A 20,749-nucleotide genomic window follows, 5' to 3' on the forward strand; every position below is an offset into this window, starting at 1 on the left:
GGGAGACATTCATGCTCACATCACATCACATCGATGGTCAGCTGACGCTAAAACTGACAGGGGAATTGACGATTTATGAAGCTCGAGAGTTGTTTGAACAACTAACACCTTATGCCGCCCACAGTGGAAAAGTCGTGATTGACCTGGCTCAAGTTACCGCCATGGATACCAGCTGTGTGCAAGTGTTGATGGCATTTAAAAAAATAAGAATTGAACAAGGATGTGAACTGGTTCATCACAGTGGTGCTGTGGTGGATGCATTAGGCAAATTAGGATTAGTAGGGTGGTTTCATGATCCTATTGTTCTTTCGAGTTCACAGTAACATAGCACAACCAAGCATCGGGGAAAATTATGGATGAAATGATGGCTGCGGCGCTCCAAACTTATTTTAATGAGAGTCGAGAGCTGCTAGAGGGCATGGAGTCTGACCTTCTCGAATTAGACAGTGGTAATCTTGATGGTTTAAATGAGCGCTTAAACGCTATTTTTAGGGCGGCTCATACTGTAAAAGGGTCAGCAGGGATCTTTAACTTAAGCGCTATTGTCCAGTTTACCCATCGCGTCGAAAGTTTACTTGACTTATTACGTTCAGAACAACTGCCCCTAAACGAACAGCATATATCCTTACTCCTCGAGTGTTGTGACCATATGGTGAGTTTGATTGATGATGCTCAATCAGGACAAGAAAATTTAGCAGATGATGTGACAGGGCAGCGTTTGAGTGCTCGGTTATCCGAGTTTTTAGGTCAACCTGACGCTGAAATCCCTGTAAGTAATCCTGCCGAGAATGCAGATAATACCGTATCCGAACATTCATGTTGGCATCTTTCTTTAAGCTTCCCACTTCATGCGTTCCAAGATGGTATGGATCCGCTTTCTTTTCTTTCATATTTAACAACGTTAGGCGAGGTTATTTATATCGAAGCTGTGGATCGTAAATTACCCGATTGGCATCGTTTTGATCCAGAGTGTTGTTATTTGGGGTTTGAACTGCGATTTTATTCGTCTGCATCTAAACAACAAATCGAGGATGTATTTGAGTTCATTCGTGAAGAGGGCGATATTCGTATTTTCCCGCCGAGCTCTAAAGTTATTGATTTTATAGAATATATCCAATCTATGCCAGATGAAAGTTATAGAATTGGCGAGATATTAGTACGCTGTGGAGCTTTGACGGAAATCGAGTTGCAGCGTGCCTTGCAACAACAAGGTGTCCAACGAGAAGCGGCTTCAGGTACCTTACCGATTGGTGAGATTTTAACTCAAAAAGACGCCCAGCTAACACCGGTGCTCAATGCGGCTGTTGATAAGCAAAATAAAGCTAGGGAAGCGATTTCTAAAGAGCAGAAAAGTCTAAGGGTTGATGCTGAAAAGCTAGATACTTTAATTAATTTAGTCGGTGAACTCGTTACCGCAGGGGCAGGCAGTGCCTTACAAGCTGAATTAATGGGTGATAACGGCATGATTGAATCCGTTGCCAGGCTTAATGGACTCCTCGAAGAAGTTAGAGATGCGGCATTACAGTTACGAATGGTTGCTATCGGGGCGACGTTCGTTCGTTTTCAACGTGTTGTACGTGATATGGCTAAGGATCTCGATAAGAGTATTCATCTCACTATTAACGGTGCTGACACTGAATTAGATAAGTCGGTTATTGAAAAGATTGGCGATCCTTTAATGCATTTGGTACGCAATGCCATTGATCACGGTATTGAAACAGAAGAAGAGCGCGTAGCACATGGAAAATCGGCACAAGGTACAATCACACTCAATGCTTACCATGATTCAGGCAATATAGTGATCGATGTGGGCGATGATGGCAAAGGGCTTAATAGTGATAAACTTCGTGCAAAAGCGATGGAAAAAGGGCTAATAGATGAAAGTCAATCCATGACCGATGATGAAATATTTCAACTCATTTTTGAGCCCGGTTTTTCAACGGCTCAGCAAGTTTCTAATATTTCAGGTCGAGGCGTTGGGATGGATGTTGTAAAACGAAATATCACTGATTTACGCGGTCGAGTCGAGATACACAGTATTCTTCACCAAGGCACAACCATTCGAATCGTATTGCCACTAACGCTTGCGATCATTGATGGCTTCTTGATTGAGGTCAGTAGCGAAACCTTTGTCGTGCCATTAGATGCTGTTCAAGAGTGTGTCGAACTAGATAGTCAGTGGCTTAAAGATGGACAAGATAAGCCTTACATTAACCTCAGAGGGCAAGTGCTGCCCTTAATCGATCTAAGACAGCAGTTTAATCTTACCGCACGCAGTTCAAAACGGCAAAATGTGGTGGTGGTAAGTAGTGGAGGACAAAGCGCAGGGCTTATCGTTGATCACTTGCTTGGTGAACTTCAAACCGTCATTAAACCACTGGGGCCGATTTTTTCACGAGTGAAAGGAATTAGTGGCTCGACGATACTGGGCAGTGGAGATATTGCGCTTATCTTAGATATTGGCAGTTTGTCGCAACATATTATAAAGGAAGAATCGAAGCAGCATTTATTAGCAATACACTAATTCGATTCAATTACATCGTCAGAAAGGAATAGGCTATGTTCAAAAATATTTCAGTAAAATTCAAACTGACTATGCTGGTCGGCGTCTTAAGTTTGTTACTCATTGTGGTTGGTTCATTAGGTCTTTACGGCATGCAAAAAACATTACATGGCCTAGAAACGGTTTACTATGACCGAACGGTTCCGGCACTCTCTATCGGTGACATAAAAATTCGTTTTTTAAACAATCGAATCGCGCTGGCATTTTCACAGCTGTATCCTGAACCGGAGATCATTCGAACTCAAATAGAGGTAGTTGAAGAACATCTCAAAGTTATTGATGAAACATGGCAGCAATATAAATTAACCCGACTCACACCTAAAGAAGCAGAGCTTGCGAAACAGTTTGAAGTACAAAACAAAGCATTTGTTGAGCAAGCCCTCATGCCAACAATGGACGCTTTACGACGCTCTGATATTGCAGAAGCAACTCGGCTTGCAGTGGACAAAGTTCGCCCGCTCTATGTGCCGGTTGAAAAAACATTAAATGCGCTAATGCAGTTGCAAGCCGATGAAGCGGAGAATGTCTATTATCTTGAAGTTGAGCTTTATGACAATATACAAACGATTGCCATTGCCTCAATTGTATTAGGATTACTTTTTGGTATCGGCTTCGCAACAACTTTAATTCGAGGTATTTGCCATCCTTTGGAGCAAGCTGTGTCTCTAGCCAACAAGTTAGCGACTGGTGATCTGACTGGAAAAATAGAAGTCACATCCAACGATGAGCTAGGACGTTTATTAGCAGCGATGAAGAAAATGGTGGCTAAGTTATCTGATATTGTCGGAGAAGTGAATAGCGCCAGTAACTCTTTGGCTTCCGCTTCTGAAGAAGTTTCTGCGACCGCACAAAACTTAAGTCAAGGTGCTAGTGAACAAGCAGCGAGTGTTGAGCAAACTACGTCATCCGTAGAACAAATGTCAGCCTCCATTGCACAAAACACTGAAAATGCCAAAGTCACCGATAGCATGGCTGGTAAAGCGGCTAAAGAAGCCAAAGAAGGTGGAGAAGCCGTGGATAAAACGGTCTCGGCAATGAAATCAATTGCTGAAAAAATCGGCATTATCGATGATATCGCGTACCAAACTAACTTACTTGCGTTGAATGCAGCTATTGAAGCGGCTAGAGCCGGTGAACATGGTAAAGGTTTTGCGGTGGTTGCGGCTGAAGTGAGAAAATTGGCTGAACGTAGCCAGATTGCTTCCCAAGAAATTGGTGAGGTCGCTAAAAACAGCGTCGGCCTGGCGGAGCAAGCCGGGAAGTTATTGGATGAAATGGTGCCTTCTATCCAAAGAACGTCCGATTTAGTTCAAGAAATCAACGCCGCATCAATGGAGCAAGCGACCGGAGCAACGCAGATTAATCAGGCGATGGAGCAACTCAATAGTATCACTCAGCAAAGCGCTTCGGCATCAGAAGAACTTGCGTCGACTTCAGAAGAAATGAGTAGCCAAGGCCAGCAACTTCAGCAGCTTATGACCTTCTTTAAAACGGAAAATTCTCGACATGAGGCAGAGAGTCATCATTCAACTCTCCATGATATGCAAAGCCCTAAACAGAAAAAAGATATCGACTTGGTTTCGATGGATGATGAACCTGAATATGTCCGCTTTTAGTCTATGGAGGTGAATGTGGCTAATCTTATTCCAGTCGACGCGAAATCGAAGATCTTAACACCATCCACTACTGATATGGCGCAAGATCAACAATATTTAACATTCTTGCTTAATGGTGACATGTATGCATTTGCCATTTTGCATGTTAAGGAAATATTGGAGTACGGGAAAGTAACTCAAGTGCCAATGATGCCTGATTACATCCAAGGTATCATTAATTTACGTGGAGAAGTCGTTCCTGTTGTTAACTTAGCCAGACGCTTTTATCTGAAACCGCAAGAGGTGAATAAGAAAACTTGTGTGGTGATTATTGAAGTAACGAATGAAGACCATCATCAAGACTTAGGGGTGATGGTTGATAGTGTTTCTGAAGTGATCGAAATATCCGACCAGCTGATGCGACCTGCACCTAATTTTGGTACTAAAATCCGCACTGAATTTATCAGGGGGATGGCACAGTTAGAGGACGAATTCGTCATTATTTTAGCCGAAGATAAAGTGTTATCTGTCGAAGAGTTGGCCATGATGGAACAGGTTAAAGAACAGAATGAACTCGCAAGGTGAGCAGAAGGATCTAGCATTTGTTCATCAAATGGTTGGCCAGACGTCGACCATTAGTGATGCTGACTTTGAATTATATCGCAACTGGATATACCAATCCGCGGGCATTTCACTTACCCCGACTAAGAAAGCACTGGTGGTTGGACGTTTGAGTAGTCGCTTAAGAGAGCTCGGTGTGACTACATATCGAGACTATTTTGAATATCTGACGACATTTACTAATCAGCAGGAACGTAAACTTGAACAGCAGCGTGTGATCAATTTGCTGACGACTAATGAAACCTATTTCTTCAGAGAAGAAGCGCATTTTACCTATATCCAACACTCCCTTTTCGCTGCGTGGGCGGGACAACCGATTCGTTGCTGGAGTGCAGCAAGCTCTACGGGCGAAGAGGCATATTCGTTGGCAATGCTTCTTGATAGTCATTACCCAGGGAGATGGCAAATAGTTGGTACCGATATAAATAGCCAAGTATTGCATATTGCATCGCAAGGGATTTATCCGATGTTACGTCATGAACACATACCGCAGGTTTACCTTAAAAAGTATTGTCGAAAAGGGATTGGCTCTAAGCAAGATACATTAAAAATTGTTCACTCATTAAGAAGTCATGTGAAATTTGAACGGGCAAATTTACAACGCTCCCTAGACGACCTTGGTCTCTTTGACTTGGTCTTTTTACGTAATGTGATGATTTATTTTGATAAAAGTACTAAGCAACGAGTGATTACTAATGTGGCTAGTCGATTGAAAAATGGGGGGATCTTGCTCATCGGTCATTCTGAAACATTAAACGGGCTCGATTGTAATGAGTTGCAATTATTACAGCCATCAATCTATCAAAAGCGGAGCAATGCGGACTAATGGAAATGGCATTTTTGTCTAAAAGAGAGGCTTTGAATCTGATGCCAGGTGAGATGTTTTTTGGCCATCATCAAGGTTGTATTTATACATTACTCGGCTCGTGCGTTGCAATTACGTTATGGCACCCAAAAACCCAGTTGGTCGGTATGTCTCACTATTTACTCAGTCAGCGCTTTATCGGCAATACTGAAAAGGCGAAGCAACCTGAAGGTTACTATGCCAGTGATGTTGTTGCGTATTTTTCCCTTCAGTGCAGGCGGTATCATATTAACCCTAAGGATTGTGTTGTTAAAGTGTTCGGAGGAAGCTCTATGTTTTCAGTAAACTATGAGAAAACCGCTGTGATCAATGTTGCCCAACAAAATATACAGTTGGGTATGCAGCTACTGCAAGAGCATGACTTTCGTATCCATTGCCATGATGTCGGTGGGAATCGCTATCGGAAAGTGTGTCTTGATGTCCAAAATGGTGATGTCTGGGTTCAATATGGTCGCTCTTATGCAAGAGAAATCGCTTATTAATCTGTTATTAGCTAGTTAATTACAGAGGCATTGAATGAAAAAAATAAAAGTACTAATCGTTGATGATTCCGCGGTTGTTCGGCAAGTGATCAGCGCTTTGTTAAAGAATGAACCTGATATTGAAATGCTTGCTCCCGCTTCTGACCCTATATTTGCACTAAAAAAAATGGCCGTTCAATGGCCAGACGTGATCATTTTAGATGTAGAAATGCCTCGCATGGATGGAATTACGTTCCTAAAACAGTTAATGGCTGATCATCCTACACCAGTCATTATTTGCTCGACATTAACTGAACGAGGGGCGGAAGTGACAATACAAGCTTTGCAAGCGGGAGCCTTGACCATTATCACCAAACCTAAAGCAGGATTGAAAGACTTTTTGCAAGAGAGCCGGCAGGAGCTACTCAATGCGGTAAGAGCGGCCGCGCAAGCTAAGTTAGAAAATATTTTTAAGCCAAGCCATAATGCTGTAAAAAAAGTGCAGGCTACAGTGCAAGCGATTACTCATTCTTCACCTGCCTTAAAAACCACTCAAAAAGTGATCGTGATCGGTACATCTACAGGGGGCACGCAAGCTTTAGAAGCAATATTAACCGCATTACCGGCCGTCTCTCCAGGGATTGTCATAGTGCAACATATGCCCGAAAAGTTTACAGCGATGTTTGCTGATCGACTCAATGGACTGTGTCAAATAGAAGTCAGAGAAGCAAAGCATGGTGACCGAGTTCTTCCAGGTTTAGCTTTGATCGCACCTGGTGGTCGGCACATGCAACTGAACCGAAGTGGTGCTCATTATCAAGTGAAAATTAAGGATGGCCCAGCTGTCAACAGGCACAAGCCATCGGTTGATGTACTCTTTCGTTCAGCAGCAAAACAAGCTGGCCCAAACGCTGTTGGTTTTATTTTGACAGGTATGGGAGATGATGGTGCGCGTGGGTTGCAGATGTTAAAAGAGCACGGTGCGTTTACTGTTGCACAAGATGAAGCAAGTTGTATTGTTTTTGGTATGCCTAAAGAGGCAATTGAACGGGGTGGTGTTTGTTCTGTGCTGCCGCTTAATCAAATAGCACAAGAAATATTGCAGCGCGCCTCATCACGACACCAATAATTCGTCACTAAATATCAGTTGAAAAAGACTTGCTGAACAGTGGTCAACAAGTCATCATTTTTACTTTTTTAAGTCAATTTGATATTCGATGGCTTCGGATTCTATTTCTGGATGTTGAGCAAGTTTGTCGGAAGCCCATTGATTGATATGCGACAAAATTGCCGCTATAGCATGATTTTTATTGGCTTTATCGCCTGTAGAAACATCAACTTTCTGTTTCGGGTGAGATCCCATGGCATCTTCAGCAATATGGAGCCAGTCAGGGTGCCAGTAGTATGGCTGACCACTTGGCGCGATCCAACTGTGTACGCCGTTAGTTTCGCCTTTGTACTCGATGTGCGAGGAATCGTATTTTTTCATTATCATCTTGTCCCTAATCTAAGGTTGTTTTGATCACTTTAACCTGATGAATGTAACAAAATCGCCAAGTATTAATGTGATTTGCTTCAATAAATAGAGTTCGCCTAACACAATCACTTTTTGTGTCGTTGATTGGAGGACGAGTTTTACTTGCTTGTGGTAAGCTGACGTAGTGAAGCTGAGGAAGTTATGAACCGTTATCAACAGTTGGCCCAGACAATCCAAGAGCAAATCGAGCAGCAGGTATGGCGTCCAGGTGACAAAATACTTTCCATTCGTGCCGCGAGTAAAAGTTATGCAGTGAGTGCCGCGACCGTATTGCAAGCTTATCAGCGATTAGAGGGCGAAGGTTGGCTTATCGCAAAGCCGCAATCGGGGTATTTCGTTGCATCGAGACTTGCACATCATTATGCGAAGCCAGCTTTACCTACCACAGTAACGTCGTATCACGATGAATTGTATGACTACCTCAAAGACAGCAATCAAGCCAGCATCGCGCTTGGGGCCGCTTTTCCTTCTCCCGATTTGTTTCCGTTAGCACTGCTCAACCGTCATTTGGCAAGCGCAGGGCGAAAACTTCCCGTTGAAAGTGTGTTGCATAATATGCCTCCGGGAAACGAGTCTCTACGCCGTAGTATAGCCCAGCGTTACCTGGCTAATGGACTCACCGTTTCGCATCAAGATATTGTGATTACCTCAGGAGCGATGGAAGCGCTTAACCTTAGCCTAGCCACGTTATGTAAGGCGGGTGATACTGTAGTGATTGAGTCGCCAGCATTTTATGGTGCACGACAAGCCGTTGAGAGGCTGGGTCTAAACGTGATTGAGGTGCCAGTTGATCCTCAGTCTGGTCTATGTATAAATTCTTTAGAGCGCGCACTGCAATCTCAACCAGTCACAGCGTGCTGGTTAATGTCACGCTTTCAAAACCCAACAGGCGCTTGTTTAAGTGATGCAGGAAAAAAGCGAGTGGTGGAGCTGGCCAATCAATACCATGTTGCGATTATTGAAGATGATGTTTACGCTGAACTTGGGTTTACTGCGACCTCGCTAAAACCATTCAAATATTATGACAAGCAGGATAGGGTACTTCTGTGCGGATCATTATCGAAATCGCTTTGTCCTGGTTACCGCATCGGTTGGGTGGTCAATCAAGGTTTCAATGGCCGACTGCAGAAGCAGAAAATGCTATCAACACTGTCCGGGAGCGCTCCAGTACAACAAGGTATCGCGCATTATCTACAACATGAAAGCTACGATAACCATTTGCGTAAATTACGTAAGGCGTTGCAACTGCGCCAGGCTAGTACCATCGAGATGATTAGACAATATTTCCCTGCTGATATCACCCTGCATCATGCCGAGGGCGGCTACTTTGTGTGGCTAGAATTGGCTGACGATATTGACTGTTATTCAGTCTACGCTCAGGCATTGGCTGATGGAATTTCTATTGCATATGGTGGTCTGTTTGCTAGTAAGCCCCAATACCGTCATTGCATGAGATTGAATGTGTCGTTAGCGCCGAGTGAACAACTTGAGCAGGCTCTTAGTCGAATAGGTTTATTGATACGTCAACAAGCAACTGTTTAGTCATTTTTCCGTTTAACTGTATCGTAACAGAATGTAGCTTGCGTGATTAAATAGTGTCGTTGGAATTATTGAGGGACAAGTATGCAAGCAACGAAGTCAAAACGTGAATCTCGCCTGATCATCATTGCGGTTATTTGCGCAGCACTCTTAGTATTTGGTCATGTTATTTTAGCGAAAGGGTTTGCTGAATTAATCTGGACAGAGTACACCGCAGCAGCGATCCCTTTCATTATGTTTGGGCTTTGCTTATACAGCATCCGTTACGCTGTAAAAGGGCCTGATGATAAGCATTAATGGGTGTCTTGCTTAATCATTTAGGTTAGAGACATCAACAACAAACATGATGAAACTAGCTGACTCCACATCGGTTACCCTAGTAACGATAGACACAAAAAAGCCTTCACAATATGAAGGCTTTTTACGCTATAACCTAAACGTTGTTCGGCAGGTTAGAAGTTAGCTGAGCGTGGCGTACGTGGGAAAGGAATCACATCACGAACATTACCCATGCCTGTTACATAAGAAACAAGGCGTTCAAAACCTAAACCAAAACCTGCGTGCGGCACTGTGCCGTAACGGCGTAGGTCGCGGTACCAGTTCATGTGTTCAGGGTCGATACCGACTTCACGCATACGTGCATCAAGGACGTCCAGACGCTCTTCACGCTGAGAACCCCCAATAATTTCACCGATACCCGGTGCAAGGACATCCATTGCCGCTACAGTTTTGCCGTCTTCATTGAGACGCATGTAGAACGCTTTAATGTCTTTCGGGTAGTTCTTAACGATAACTGGTGCTTTGAAATGCTCTTCAGCAAGGAAACGCTCGTGCTCAGAAGACATGTCGATACCCCATTCAACAGGGAACTCAAACTCACGATCTGATTCAATCAAGATTTGAATTGCGTCAGTGTAGTCAACTTGGGCAAAGTCAGATGAAACAAATTGCTCTAGGCGTGTAATCGCCTCTTTGTCGATACGTTGTGCAAAGAACTCAAGATCATCGCGGCACTCAGCAAGTACGGCTTTAAACACATACTTAAGCATATCTTCAGACAATTTAGCCACATCGTCGAGATCAGCGAACGCAACTTCTGGTTCAACCATCCAGAATTCCGCTAGGTGGCGACTGGTGTTTGAGTTTTCAGCGCGGAAAGTAGGTCCAAACGTGTAAACTTTGCTTAGTGCACAAGCGTAGGCTTCTGCGTTTAGCTGACCTGATACGGTTAGGAACGTCTCTTTACCGAAGAAATCTTCGTTGTAATCGACATTACCTTGCTCTGTTCGAGGTAGGTTTTCCATGTCTAGCGTTGATACGCGGAACATTTCACCAGCACCTTCAGCATCAGACGAGGTGATAAGTGGTGCTGACACCCAGAAATAACCTTGTTCGTGGTAGAAGCGGTGAATCGCTTGTGAAAGACAGTTACGAACACGCGCTACTGCACCGATCACATTTGTACGTGGACGTAGGTGTGCAACTTCACGAAGGTATTCAATTGAGTGACGAGTTTTCGCCATTGGGTAAGTTTCTGCATCTTCAACCCAACCGACTACTTTTACATCAGTAGCCGCTAACTCAAAATCTTGGCCCTTGGCAGGAGACGCAACAATTTTACCTGTTACTTCAACAGAGCAGCCAGTGGTTAGCTTGAGTACTTCGTTATCGTAATTATTGAGATTATTAGGGACCACGGCCTGAATCGGGTCGAAACAAGAGCCGTCATAAATGGCGAGAAAAGAGATTCCAGCTTTGGAATCACGACGTGAACGGATCCAGCCACGAACAGTGACTTCACTGTCTACTGCTAGCTGACCTTTCAAAACGTCTGATACAGGCGCGTAAGTCATGTTGTAAATATTCCCCATTGAGATGAAAATTCAACCCAATGTGACATTAGTTTACGAATAAATAATGAACAAACATTGGGTTGGATAGAATTCTAGTACTTCAATGAGACATATTACCTTTCAATTACTAAGCTTCAACCTTTATTGTCGTTTAGTCGGACAAAAATAGCCTATAAATGGCTATTTTTTGGTTGAAAGGGTGAATTGATCAAGCAGAGCCGCCAAATGTTCGGAAAGTTGCTCAAGATTCATACTGATGTGATGCGTTTGAGCCGCTGACTCGCTAGTTTGGTTAGCATGTTTGGTAATGATCTGCACTTTACCTTGTACCTCCTTACTGATGGCTGCGGACGTATTGGTTTGCTGTTCGATACTATTGGCGTGTGACAGTGCTTGCTGCATCTCTTTTACCACTCCCGACATCGCTTGTGAAAGCTGCTCAACTTCTGTCGAACGCTGGTGGGCAGTACTACATACACTGTCAACAGAGTTCAACGAGGTTTGGCTGTCATGTTGGAACTGAGAAATAATGGTTTCGATGCTACTGGTGGCCTCTGCGGTGCGACTAGCGAGATTACGTACTTCATCGGCTACGACCGCAAAGCCACGCCCTTGTTCGCCCGCGCGCGCCGCTTCGATCGCAGCGTTGAGCGCCAGTAAATTGGTTTGTTCAGCAACGCCTTTAATGACCTCAAGGATACTTGATACTTCAGAAGTTTGATTATTGAGGGAAACGATACTGTCTTTGACGTGTTCAATATCATCGACCAAGGATTTTATATCATGGCTGGCGTTGTGTGCTTGCCCAGCACTTTGATTGGCAATGGTAGTTGTATGGGTGATCAAAGAAGAGGCCTCTTTGGTGGCTTGCTCGACTTGAGCCTGCTGCGCTTGCATATTTTCGATGTGGTCTTGAACGTCTGAGGTTTCGCGTTGCTGATTGTCGGCGGCAGAGTCAGTCATCTGAGCCACCTGAGTCAGTTCAGTCGCGCTAACCGCCACTTTATGCGAGGTAGTTTGAACTTGTTCAAGGCTGTCGTTCACCGTATCCATAAACGAGTTAATCGCGCCAGAAAGCTGGCCGATTTCGTCTTTTTGCGTAGCGTCTAGGCGTTGGGTTAAATCTTTTGTTGCGCTCAAGCTTTGCATAAACCCGGACGTTTTTTGAATCGGGCGAACAATTATCTTACGAATCAGTGCCATAGTAATAAGGAAGCCGACGAAACCAAACGCAGACATGATCGCTAAAGCGATAAACGCTCGCTGACTGATTAATTGATTAACATGAGAAAGGTTGTACTCAAGTCGAATCGCGCCCAACACTTCACCTTCTGCGGCCATATGGCAGGCCACGCAGTTAGTTCCGCGGTAGTTTTCACTAGACTTCATCGGCAAAGCAACCACAATCCCTTTACCCCAATCGGCAGCAATAGGCTCGATCACCAATTCGCCCGCCAACGCACGTCGGTCTATTTCATCGATCGGAACTTGATTGTCCTGACCCGGGCCGTACAGTTTGTTGACGGCATCGGCACGCAAAACTTTGACTTGCTCGATACCGTCTTGTGCCAGCGCTTTTTGGCGCAATGTCTCTTTTTGAGCCATGGTTCCGGTTAGCATCATCATATTTAAGCTATCGAAATAATTGCTCGCTTTATCGTGCAATTGTTCAGTTAAAACTGAGTTGATAAGTTCACGTTGTTGGAGGTATTGGTAGGTTGTTGATGCGACCAATACCAGTCCGAACACGGTCAAAAGGGTGATAAGCAACTTGGTTGTAATTGTTAAGCGCATGATAGACTTATTATTTAGAATTATTGGAATTAACTTCAAGATCTTGTCTTATCTACTAGCAGAAAAAAAGATAGCGAACTTTATACTGTGACCTTACTCTCCTCGAGGGTATTGTAAATGTGATGTAAGCGTAATGTAATCAAAAAATTGACGCGGCAACGTGAAATTGACGTGCTAGGGGCAGGGTATCGTTTAATCACATAATAAGTGGCCGAATGTCGAGAGCAAAGCTTGTCTCATTTGTCGTTATTCCTTAGTATTGCGTCTGTTTTGACAAGCCTGAGATCTAAGATGAAAACAGAATTATACAAAGAGTTTATGTTTGAAGCGGCGCACCATCTTCCGCATGTTCCGGAAGGCCATAAATGTGGTCGTCTCCATGGGCACTCTTTTTTAGTTCGCCTTTATGTTGAAGGTGAGGTGGATCCACATACAGGCTGGGTGATCGATTTTTCAGAGATTAAAGTCGCCTTTAAACCGATTTACGACCGACTTGATCATTATTACCTAAATGATATTAAAGGGTTAGAAAACCCAACTAGCGAAGTCCTTGCTAAATGGATTTGGAATGAGCTGAAACCAAGCTTGCCACTCCTGAGCAAAATCGAAATCAAAGAAACCTGTACCGCAGGTTGTATCTATAAAGGCGAAGCCTAACGGTTAATCGAAAAGCGAAGCACAGACTTCGCTTTTTTATTACTATTAACTGCCTGAACTTTAGTCACTTGACTGCTCGTCAGTTGCAATCGTTTGTTTTGACGATAAGATAAAAATATCTCGATGTGAGATGACATAGAGCATGAAGCGCTATTATATCAGCCAGCGGATGGTTGTTTGTTAGGATACAAAAGTGATTTTCAAAATAACGACACCGATAATAGAGCCGACAGAAGGATCACCACATCGCGCGGTTTTCATTTGCCAATCTTACTTCTTATCACTGTTTTCCGCACTTTGCCGCAGCCCCTATTTACCGTCCTATTCATTTTCTCGATTTAGCACCTTGTATTGATCTTTGCTTTCGATACCTGTGCTCAAAATACCCACATACAGTCAAAAATAATTAATTATTACGGTTTTACAGAAAATGAACACAAAACTATTGGGCAGTGCGCTCATTATTTCGGGGACCGCTCTTGGTGCCGGTATGCTAGCTATACCTATGGTATTAGCTCAATTTGGCCTAGCTTATGGCTCTTTGTTAATGGCCTTGATATGGTTTGGTACTACCTATGCCGCGCTGTTGTTACTTGAAGCGACCATCAAATCAGATGGTGGCATTGGGCTTAATTCGATCGCGAAAAAACTGTTGGGCCGAAGCGGCCAATGGCTAAGTAACAGCTTGTTGTATGCGCTGCTTATCTGTCTGTTAATGGCCTATATTCTGGGTGCTGCCGATTTGTTAGCACAATTATTATCCAGCGTTGGCCTAACTCTGAGTCAGGTTGAAAGCCAAGTAATGTTTACCTTAGCGGCAGGTGCAATCGTTACCTGTGGCACCGGCGTGCTTGACAAGCTTAATCGCGTGTTGTTTATGGTGATGGTCTTGTGTTTATTTTTAACACTCGGCGCGCTTTTACCACAGTTTTCTTTTACTGCGTTACAGCAGGTGAGTAATCACGATCACTTTAGTTTAATCGAAACCAGTTCGGTGCTATTCACCAGTTTTGGTTTTATGGTCGTTATCCCAAGCTTGGTTACATACAACAATGAAGCGACCGACAAACAGCTAAGAAACATGATCATACTTGGTTCAATTATTCCCTTAGTTTGTTACTTGTGTTGGTTGTTTGCCGTGGTAGGGAGCTTGCCAGCACAGCAATTAAAACAGTTTACTAATGTGTCTGAATTGATAAGTGTTTTTCAGCAGCAAACCCCATGGATAGGGAACGTATTGTCACTGTTTACTGGTTTGGCGTTACTGACATCATTTTTTGGCGTGGCGATGGCTTTGTTTCATCAAAACAGTGATGCGCTGGGTAGCAATCGCACGCTGATTTACGTGGTTACCTTTATATTACCATTGCTTGGCGCGATAGGGGCAGCGGATAAGTTTTTGTCAGTACTGGCTTATGCGGGGATTATTCTCGTGTTGTTAGCCGTTGGCATGCCGTTAATCATGGTGATAAAAGCACGCCAAGCAGAGATCATGTCGCAACGATATCGAGCTGAAGGAGGTGCGTTCATGCTGATCTTTAGCTTATTGTTTGGCGTGTTTCTTATTACCTCACAGCTGATGTGATGCAATAAAAGAGCTGCGGTTGATCTTATCTTGAATAGGGTAAACCGCAACGGAAAATGGATAGGATTTCATGTTTGATATCTGGTAACAATCCATAAAAAAGCCCGAACAAATGCTCGGGCTTTTTAGATTATACAAGGCGGGTATTTAGCAAATAACTTTGATTGCTAAGCCACCTTGAGAAGTCTCACGGTATTTTGCGTTCATATCTTTACCTGTCTCTAGCATAGTCTCGATAACCTTATCTAGAGAAACGGTCGGAGCAGAAGAACGACGTAGCGCCATACGAGTTGAATTGATCGCTTTCACAGCAGCAATGCCATTACGTTCGATACAAGGTACCTGAACCAGGCCGGCAACAGGGTCACACGTAAGACCTAGGTTGTGCTCCATGGCGATTTCTGCGGCCATACAGACTTGTTCAGGGCTCCCCCCCATCAGCTCTGCAAGACCAGCCGCTGCCATCGAACACGCAACACCCACTTCGCCTTGGCAACCTACTTCAGCACCTGAAATGGATGCGTTACGTTTGTACAGACCACCAATCGCGCCAGAAGCAGCAAAATAGCGGATGTAATCTTTTTCAGTAACCGTCTGGATGAACTTGTCATAGTAAGCCAGAACCGCAGGGATGATGCCACACGCACCGTTGGTGGGTGCTGTCACAACACGACCGCCCGCTGCGTTCTCCTCGTTAACAGCAAAAGCAAACATGTTTACCCAGTCAACCACAGTCATAGGATCGTTGGTGGTTTTCTCTGAAGTAATCAGTTGCTGGCGTAGTGCTGCTGCACGACGCGGCACACGTAGGGGACCTGGCAAAATACCTTCGGTATTCATACCGCGTTCCATACACTCGCGCATGGTTTTCCAAATCTTGGCAAAATAAGTATGTGATTCTTCTTCAGTATGAAGTGCAGCTTGGTTCTTCATAACTAAGGTACTGATCGAAAGGCCACTCTCCTTACATTGCTTCATTAGCTCTTCAGCGCTGGTGAATTCGTAAGGTGCTTTAACTGGATTTTGTTCTTCTTTACCGAAGTTTTCTTCATCAACAATGAAACCACCGCCGATAGAGTAATAAGTCTTTGAGTACGCTTTTTCGTCATCGACCCACGCGTGGATTTGCATGCCGTTTTCGTGTAGTTCAAGGTTGGTAGTATGGAAGTTAATACCACCTTCTTTCGGGAACGATACTGTGTGACAGTGCATGCCAACAGGAAGGCGCTCAGTTTCTTCTACGCGAGCGATAAAGCCCGGAATAGAGTCGATATCAACTTTCTCTGGCGTATTACCAGCAAGACCCATAATGATGGCGATATCTGTGTGGTGACCTTTCCCTGTCAGTGATAGTGATCCATAGACGTCCACGGTAATTTTAGTGATGTCGCGCAATTTTCCCATTGAACGTAAATCATCAATAAATTCTTTACCCGCTTTCATTGGGCCTACAGTGTGTGAGCTTGAAGGACCAACGCCGATCTTATAGATGTCAAAAACACTAATCATATCGATTACCTCAAAACTAAACCTCCCAAGGGTTGAGAGGTTTATTATTATCGTTATATTTTTGGCTTAATCAGACTGTGTAAAGTCTTAAGATTAAAGAGCGCCGTAGATTACAGAACTAATTGCAGCAAGACCACAGATAGTTGTGAAAATCTGTACGGGTGCAGAAGTTTTGTACTTCGCCATCGCTGGCACTTTATGCATTGCGAATATAGGCATGAGGAACAAGATCCCTGCGATCATTGGTGCGCCCATTGTTTCAATCATACCTAGAATACTTGGGTTAACGATAGCTACGACCCAAGTAGTAATGACGATGAACAACAGTGACACTTTTTCAATCTTGTTGATTGATGTGTTAGAGCGAGACTTAATCAAACCAACCAAACCTTCATGAGCGCCTAGGAAGTGACCAAAGTAGCTAGAAGTGATTGCTGCGAATGCAACTAATGGACCCATGTAAGAGATCAGCGGTGATTCGTGAACGTTGGCGAGGTAAGAAAGCACTGAGATATTTTGTTCTTGCGCCATAGCCAGTTGCTCTGGAGACAGTGAAAGTACTACAGAAAAAACGAAGAACATAACGAAGCCCATCAACATCATTGCTGCGCCGCCCGTTATCGCGTCTGTTTTCTTCACTGCGTCATCACCGTATACACGACGTTGCTCTTTAGAGAACTGTGAGATGATTGGGCTGTGGTTGAAAGAGAACACGATGATTGGGATTGCTAACCAAACGATAGATGGCATTGCAGACCAATCCGGTGCGACAGAAACCATTGAGCTATTCCAGTCTGGGATAAGGAAGAAAGATAGCGCAAGCAAGATAGCGACAAGTGGGTAAACCATCGCTGAGGTTGCTTTTAACATCAACTCTTTACCAAATACCACGCCTGCTGTCATGGTTGTGATGAGCGCACCAGACAGCAACCAGCGTGGAATAGATTCCATACCGATTTGGTTAACCAAGAAAGAATCAACCGTGTTGGTGATACCGACGCCGTAGATAAGAACGATTGGGTAGATGGCGAAGAAGTAAGCGAAAGTAATAAGGTTTGCGCCAGTCTTACCAAAATGTTCTTCAACAGTGTCCGTAATATCAGCTTCAGGGTTTTTCGCAGAAAGCACGAAACGAGCAAGAGATTTATGCGCAAACCAAGTCATTGGTGCTGCGATTAGAGCAAGGATGACTAATGGCCAAAAACCACCAGCACCTGCTTTGATTGGTAGGAAAAGTACGCCAGCGCCGACCGCAGTACCAAAAAGCGACAGACACCAGGTGAAGTCCTTGTAATTAAATTTATTAGACGATTGTGTGGCAGATGCCACTGTATTAGTAGTATTCATTTGTGATACTCATTTTTGGGAACAGGAAATAAGTCGGTTGCAATTCTGCAGAATTTCTTTACATGAAAAGTAGATCTAAATCATGAATTGATAAGAGTTATAATAGGATATGTCAAAAATAGGTTTTTGCTCACGAAAATGATGTGCTACTAGTGATTTATGCTAATGCTTGGCATTAGAAAAACTAAAAATGTTATGATTTTGTTTGGTTGATGTCGATAGAAAACGTTTACTATATTAATAATAATCTACCTAATGTGACGGATTATCAAGAGCTAGTCGGTTTGCTCGCCACTATGCATAATCTGTTTTTGCATCGCATCGATAATTTGCGCTGTCATTCCCCAAATAAAGTGGTTTTGATAGGATAAACCAAATACGCGATGGCAATAGTTGTTGATTAAGAACTGTTCACTGTGCAATTTCTGCGTATCTAAAACGACGTTAGCCGGGACTTCAAATACTTGGTCGACTTCGTTGTGATCGATCTTGATTCGATAGTCAGAAGCGATAAAAGCGACGAAAGGAGTGACCGTGAATTTACTCACTGTCACTAGCTCAGGTAACTGACCAAGAATTTGTATTTTATCTTGGCTAATTCCCACTTCTTCATAGGTCTCCCTCAGAGCGGTGGTAGTCAAATCACCGTCACTAAGCTCATATTTTCCTCCGGGAAAGCTCACTTGACCTGGGTGGTGTTTAAGGTGGCTCGCTCGGCGAGTAAAGAGTACGTGTAAGCCGTTGTCTCTTTCAACAAAACCAATTAGCACCGAGGCTTTTCTTAGTTTATTCGGGTGTAAGTGCGCAACACGTCGGATCGCCTCTTGATGATAGTTAACTGTTTTATGCAATTGAAAGCGCTGAATTAGGCTGCTTTTATTTAACTCAGACAACACGTTAGCTCCTAGTGCAATTTGGAAATGTAAATAAAATGACTCATGTTTTTGGTAAGCAAAAATCGCATAAGGATAGCGAAACGAATGAAAGGAATTGTATTCACCAAATTTATGGAATTAGTTGAACAGCAGTTCGGTCTTGAAGAGCTAGGCGCAGTTCTATCTCAAGCTGAAGACAACGGTGTCTACACCACAGTAGGTAGCTATGATCACAGAAACCTAGTTAAGCCCATCGTCCAATTGAGTCAGCGTACTGGCATTTCCCCTCAACAACGACAACGTATATTCGGTCAGTCCGTCTTTCACAATTTATATCGCACCTTACCTAGTAATAGTAGTCTATAGAATTGTAAATCTACCTTTTAATTCATAAAGTTGGTTGAAGACTATTATTCATGTCGAGGTAAAAAAAGCGCTATCAAGTGGTTAGTGAATTAACTATTCTCGTCAATGGTGGTGATATTTTAACCAAGCCGTATGCCGCTAAGGATTTAACACAGACACTAGATAAATGGGTTTAGTGTTCGCGGCTTTGGCGACTTAACACGGGTAAAATTCGACTGAGCTTATCAAGTGTCTCTTGGTATTCGCTATCGCATTGACTATCGGCCACGAGGCCACCTCCAGCCCAGACATAAAGCTGATTGTTTTCGGCGACCAAAGTGCGAATGGTAATGCTAGTGTCCATGGCGCCATGTCGACTGATGTAACCAATGCTACCGCAGTAAGCACTGCGACGGTGTGGCTCTAACTCCTCAATGATTTCCATTGCTCTGATTTTCGGAGCGCCAGTAATTGAGCCTCCTGGAAACGATGCTCTGAGTAGATCGGCGGCAGTGAAACCGTCGTCCAGTTGAGCTCGAATCGTGCTGACGAGGTGGTGAACCGCTGGAAAGCTTTCGATTTCAAACAGTTTCGGTACATGCACACTGCCTGGCTTAGCGACCCGACCGACATCGTTACGCAGTAAATCAACGATCATCAAGTTTTCAGCTTGATCTTTTTCAGCATGAGCGAGTTCGTCAGCCGCTTGCTGGTCAAGCGTTTCATCGACGTGTCTTGGTCGAGTTCCTTTGATTGGCTTGGTTTCGATCTTTCCCCGTTTAACTTGCAAGAAGCGCTCAGGTGAGACGCTGATGATCGCGCTCTTATCTGTACGAACAAACGCTGAAAATGGGCCCTGATTGACCAGCTCAAGTTCTAGGTAGGCTTGCCATTCGCTACCTTGGTATTCGGCGTTAAATCGTTGGGCAAGATTGATCTGATAGCAATCTCCACAGCGCAGGTACTCTTGCACTTGATGAAACTTGTCACTGTAGCTTGCTTTGGTCATATTCGATTGCCAGTCACTGGTGAGCGAGAAAGCTTTATTGCTGTCTGACGTTTGAAGTTGTAACCACTGCCAACGCGCCTCAATATCAACGCCAACCACGAATGCTTGCTTTGTCTGGTGATCAACCACAACCGCCCAATCATACATGCCGACAGCCATATCCGCAGTCGTGAGATCTTGCTCGGCAATAACAGGTAAACGTTCAACACGGCGACCTAAGTCGTAAGCAAAATAACCGAGCGCGCCACCAATAAAGGGCAGCTCTCCCTGATAGTCGATTTCAGGTAGGAGCTCGGATTGAATCTGCTTAAGTAGCTCAAAGGGATCTTGCTGTGACTCGCTGATATGACCCTTTTTGACAAGGCATGTTTTGTCGCCAGTGGTGGTTAGGGTCGCCACCGGATTGACGACAAGAATGTCAAAACGGCTATCGATATGAGAAGGCGAGGGAGAGCGGAGTAACATCGCCCACGGCTGTGACTCGACAAGATTAAATAGCTCGATTGCTAAGGTGTTTTTATAGGTAATCGGCTTGATTTCTAAGTGATTTGGCTTGTTGTTATTCATTTGTTTAATTTGTGACAAAGAGATCGT

Annotated in this window: 18 protein-coding genes and 1 pseudogene; 12 read left to right on the forward strand and 7 right to left on the reverse strand. The window is 43.9% G+C overall.

The window, feature by feature from the left end:
* The first annotated feature begins 11 nt into the window (after positions 1-11).
* The 7 genes from CDZ87_RS10990 to CDZ87_RS11020 are packed head-to-tail and all read left to right on the forward strand — an operon-like array spanning position 12 to position 7,234.
* Positions 12-323, forward strand: a complete 312-nt coding sequence (locus tag CDZ87_RS10990; RefSeq protein WP_100753593.1) for an STAS domain-containing protein — start codon at positions 12-14, stop codon at positions 321-323.
* A 29-nt stretch (positions 324-352) separates the two neighbouring features.
* Entirely contained in the window at positions 353-2,524 is a 2,172-nt protein-coding gene (locus CDZ87_RS10995) for a chemotaxis protein CheA (RefSeq protein WP_100753594.1), read from the forward strand.
* Positions 2,525-2,559: 35 nt separating this feature from the next.
* A complete protein-coding gene (locus CDZ87_RS11000; protein WP_100753595.1) occupies positions 2,560-4,179 on the forward strand; it encodes a methyl-accepting chemotaxis protein in 1,620 nt (539 codons plus the stop codon).
* Positions 4,180-4,194: 15 nt separating this feature from the next.
* A complete protein-coding gene (locus CDZ87_RS11005) occupies positions 4,195-4,743 on the forward strand; it encodes a chemotaxis protein CheW (RefSeq protein ID WP_245834694.1) in 549 nt (182 codons plus the stop codon).
* Positions 4,727-5,605, forward strand: a complete 879-nt coding sequence (locus CDZ87_RS11010) for a CheR family methyltransferase (RefSeq protein ID WP_100753596.1) — start codon at positions 4,727-4,729, stop codon at positions 5,603-5,605. The genes CDZ87_RS11005 and CDZ87_RS11010 overlap by 17 nt, the downstream gene beginning before the upstream one ends.
* 41 nt (positions 5,606-5,646) lie before the next feature.
* A complete protein-coding gene (locus tag CDZ87_RS11015) occupies positions 5,647-6,126 on the forward strand; it encodes a chemotaxis protein CheD (RefSeq protein WP_245834698.1) in 480 nt (159 codons plus the stop codon).
* A gap of 34 nt (positions 6,127-6,160) precedes the next feature.
* The gene (locus tag CDZ87_RS11020) at positions 6,161-7,234 is read left to right on the forward strand and encodes a protein-glutamate methylesterase/protein-glutamine glutaminase (RefSeq protein ID WP_100753598.1); all 1,074 of its coding nucleotides are present in this window, start codon (positions 6,161-6,163) and stop codon (positions 7,232-7,234) included.
* A 60-nt stretch (positions 7,235-7,294) separates the two neighbouring features.
* Here the strand turns inward: CDZ87_RS11020 and CDZ87_RS11025 are convergent, their stop codons facing one another.
* A complete protein-coding gene (locus CDZ87_RS11025; protein WP_100753599.1) occupies positions 7,295-7,594 on the reverse strand; it encodes a hypothetical protein in 300 nt (99 codons plus the stop codon).
* Positions 7,595-7,783: 189 nt separating this feature from the next.
* On the opposite strand from CDZ87_RS11025, the gene CDZ87_RS11030 reads away from it, so the two are divergent.
* Positions 7,784-9,184, forward strand: coding sequence for an aminotransferase-like domain-containing protein (locus CDZ87_RS11030; RefSeq protein ID WP_100753600.1), 1,401 nt, complete (start codon positions 7,784-7,786; stop codon positions 9,182-9,184).
* Positions 9,185-9,265: 81 nt separating this feature from the next.
* Entirely contained in the window at positions 9,266-9,478 is a 213-nt protein-coding gene (locus CDZ87_RS11035) for a hypothetical protein (protein WP_100753601.1), read from the forward strand.
* A gap of 155 nt (positions 9,479-9,633) precedes the next feature.
* Here the strand turns inward: CDZ87_RS11035 and asnS are convergent, their stop codons facing one another.
* Together asnS and CDZ87_RS11045 are read right to left on the reverse strand one after the other, a co-directional pair.
* Positions 9,634-11,034 (reverse strand): asparagine--tRNA ligase, encoded by a 1,401-nt coding sequence (gene asnS / locus CDZ87_RS11040; RefSeq protein ID WP_100753602.1) that lies wholly within the window; start codon positions 11,032-11,034, stop codon positions 9,634-9,636.
* Between the two features lie 180 nt (positions 11,035-11,214).
* Positions 11,215-12,828, reverse strand: a complete 1,614-nt coding sequence (locus CDZ87_RS11045) for a methyl-accepting chemotaxis protein (RefSeq protein ID WP_100753603.1) — start codon at positions 12,826-12,828, stop codon at positions 11,215-11,217.
* Between the two features lie 291 nt (positions 12,829-13,119).
* Between CDZ87_RS11045 and queD the strand changes: the two genes are divergently transcribed.
* Both queD and CDZ87_RS11055 read left to right on the forward strand, forming a co-directional pair.
* The gene (gene queD / locus CDZ87_RS11050) at positions 13,120-13,485 is read left to right on the forward strand and encodes a 6-carboxytetrahydropterin synthase QueD (protein ID WP_038172492.1); all 366 of its coding nucleotides are present in this window, start codon (positions 13,120-13,122) and stop codon (positions 13,483-13,485) included.
* Positions 13,486-13,915: 430 nt separating this feature from the next.
* The gene (locus tag CDZ87_RS11055) at positions 13,916-15,070 is read left to right on the forward strand and encodes an amino acid permease (RefSeq protein WP_100753604.1); all 1,155 of its coding nucleotides are present in this window, start codon (positions 13,916-13,918) and stop codon (positions 15,068-15,070) included.
* Positions 15,071-15,217: 147 nt separating this feature from the next.
* On the opposite strand, the gene CDZ87_RS11060 is transcribed toward CDZ87_RS11055, so the two are convergent.
* The 3 genes from CDZ87_RS11060 to CDZ87_RS11070 form a co-directional block, all read right to left on the reverse strand.
* On the reverse strand, positions 15,218-16,579 hold the full coding sequence (locus CDZ87_RS11060) for an L-serine ammonia-lyase (RefSeq protein ID WP_100753605.1): 1,362 nt from the start codon (positions 16,577-16,579) through the stop codon (positions 15,218-15,220).
* Between the two features lie 93 nt (positions 16,580-16,672).
* Entirely contained in the window at positions 16,673-17,926 is a 1,254-nt protein-coding gene (locus CDZ87_RS11065; RefSeq protein WP_100753606.1) for an aromatic amino acid transport family protein, read from the reverse strand.
* Positions 17,927-18,201: 275 nt separating this feature from the next.
* A complete protein-coding gene (locus CDZ87_RS11070; RefSeq protein ID WP_100753607.1) occupies positions 18,202-18,822 on the reverse strand; it encodes a CoA pyrophosphatase in 621 nt (206 codons plus the stop codon).
* Positions 18,823-18,906: 84 nt separating this feature from the next.
* On the opposite strand from CDZ87_RS11070, the pseudogene CDZ87_RS11075 reads away from it, so the two are divergent.
* Positions 18,907-19,185: pseudogene (locus tag CDZ87_RS11075) on the forward strand (heme NO-binding domain-containing protein); the annotation flags it as partial.
* Positions 19,186-19,339: 154 nt separating this feature from the next.
* Here the strand turns inward: CDZ87_RS11075 and pabB are convergent.
* Entirely contained in the window at positions 19,340-20,722 is a 1,383-nt protein-coding gene (gene pabB, locus CDZ87_RS11080) for an aminodeoxychorismate synthase component I (protein ID WP_100753608.1), read from the reverse strand.
* Between the last annotated feature and the right edge of the window lie 27 nt (positions 20,723-20,749).

This window comes from Vibrio salilacus (genome assembly GCF_002811245.1).
Taxonomy (GTDB): domain Bacteria; phylum Pseudomonadota; class Gammaproteobacteria; order Enterobacterales; family Vibrionaceae; genus Vibrio; species Vibrio salilacus.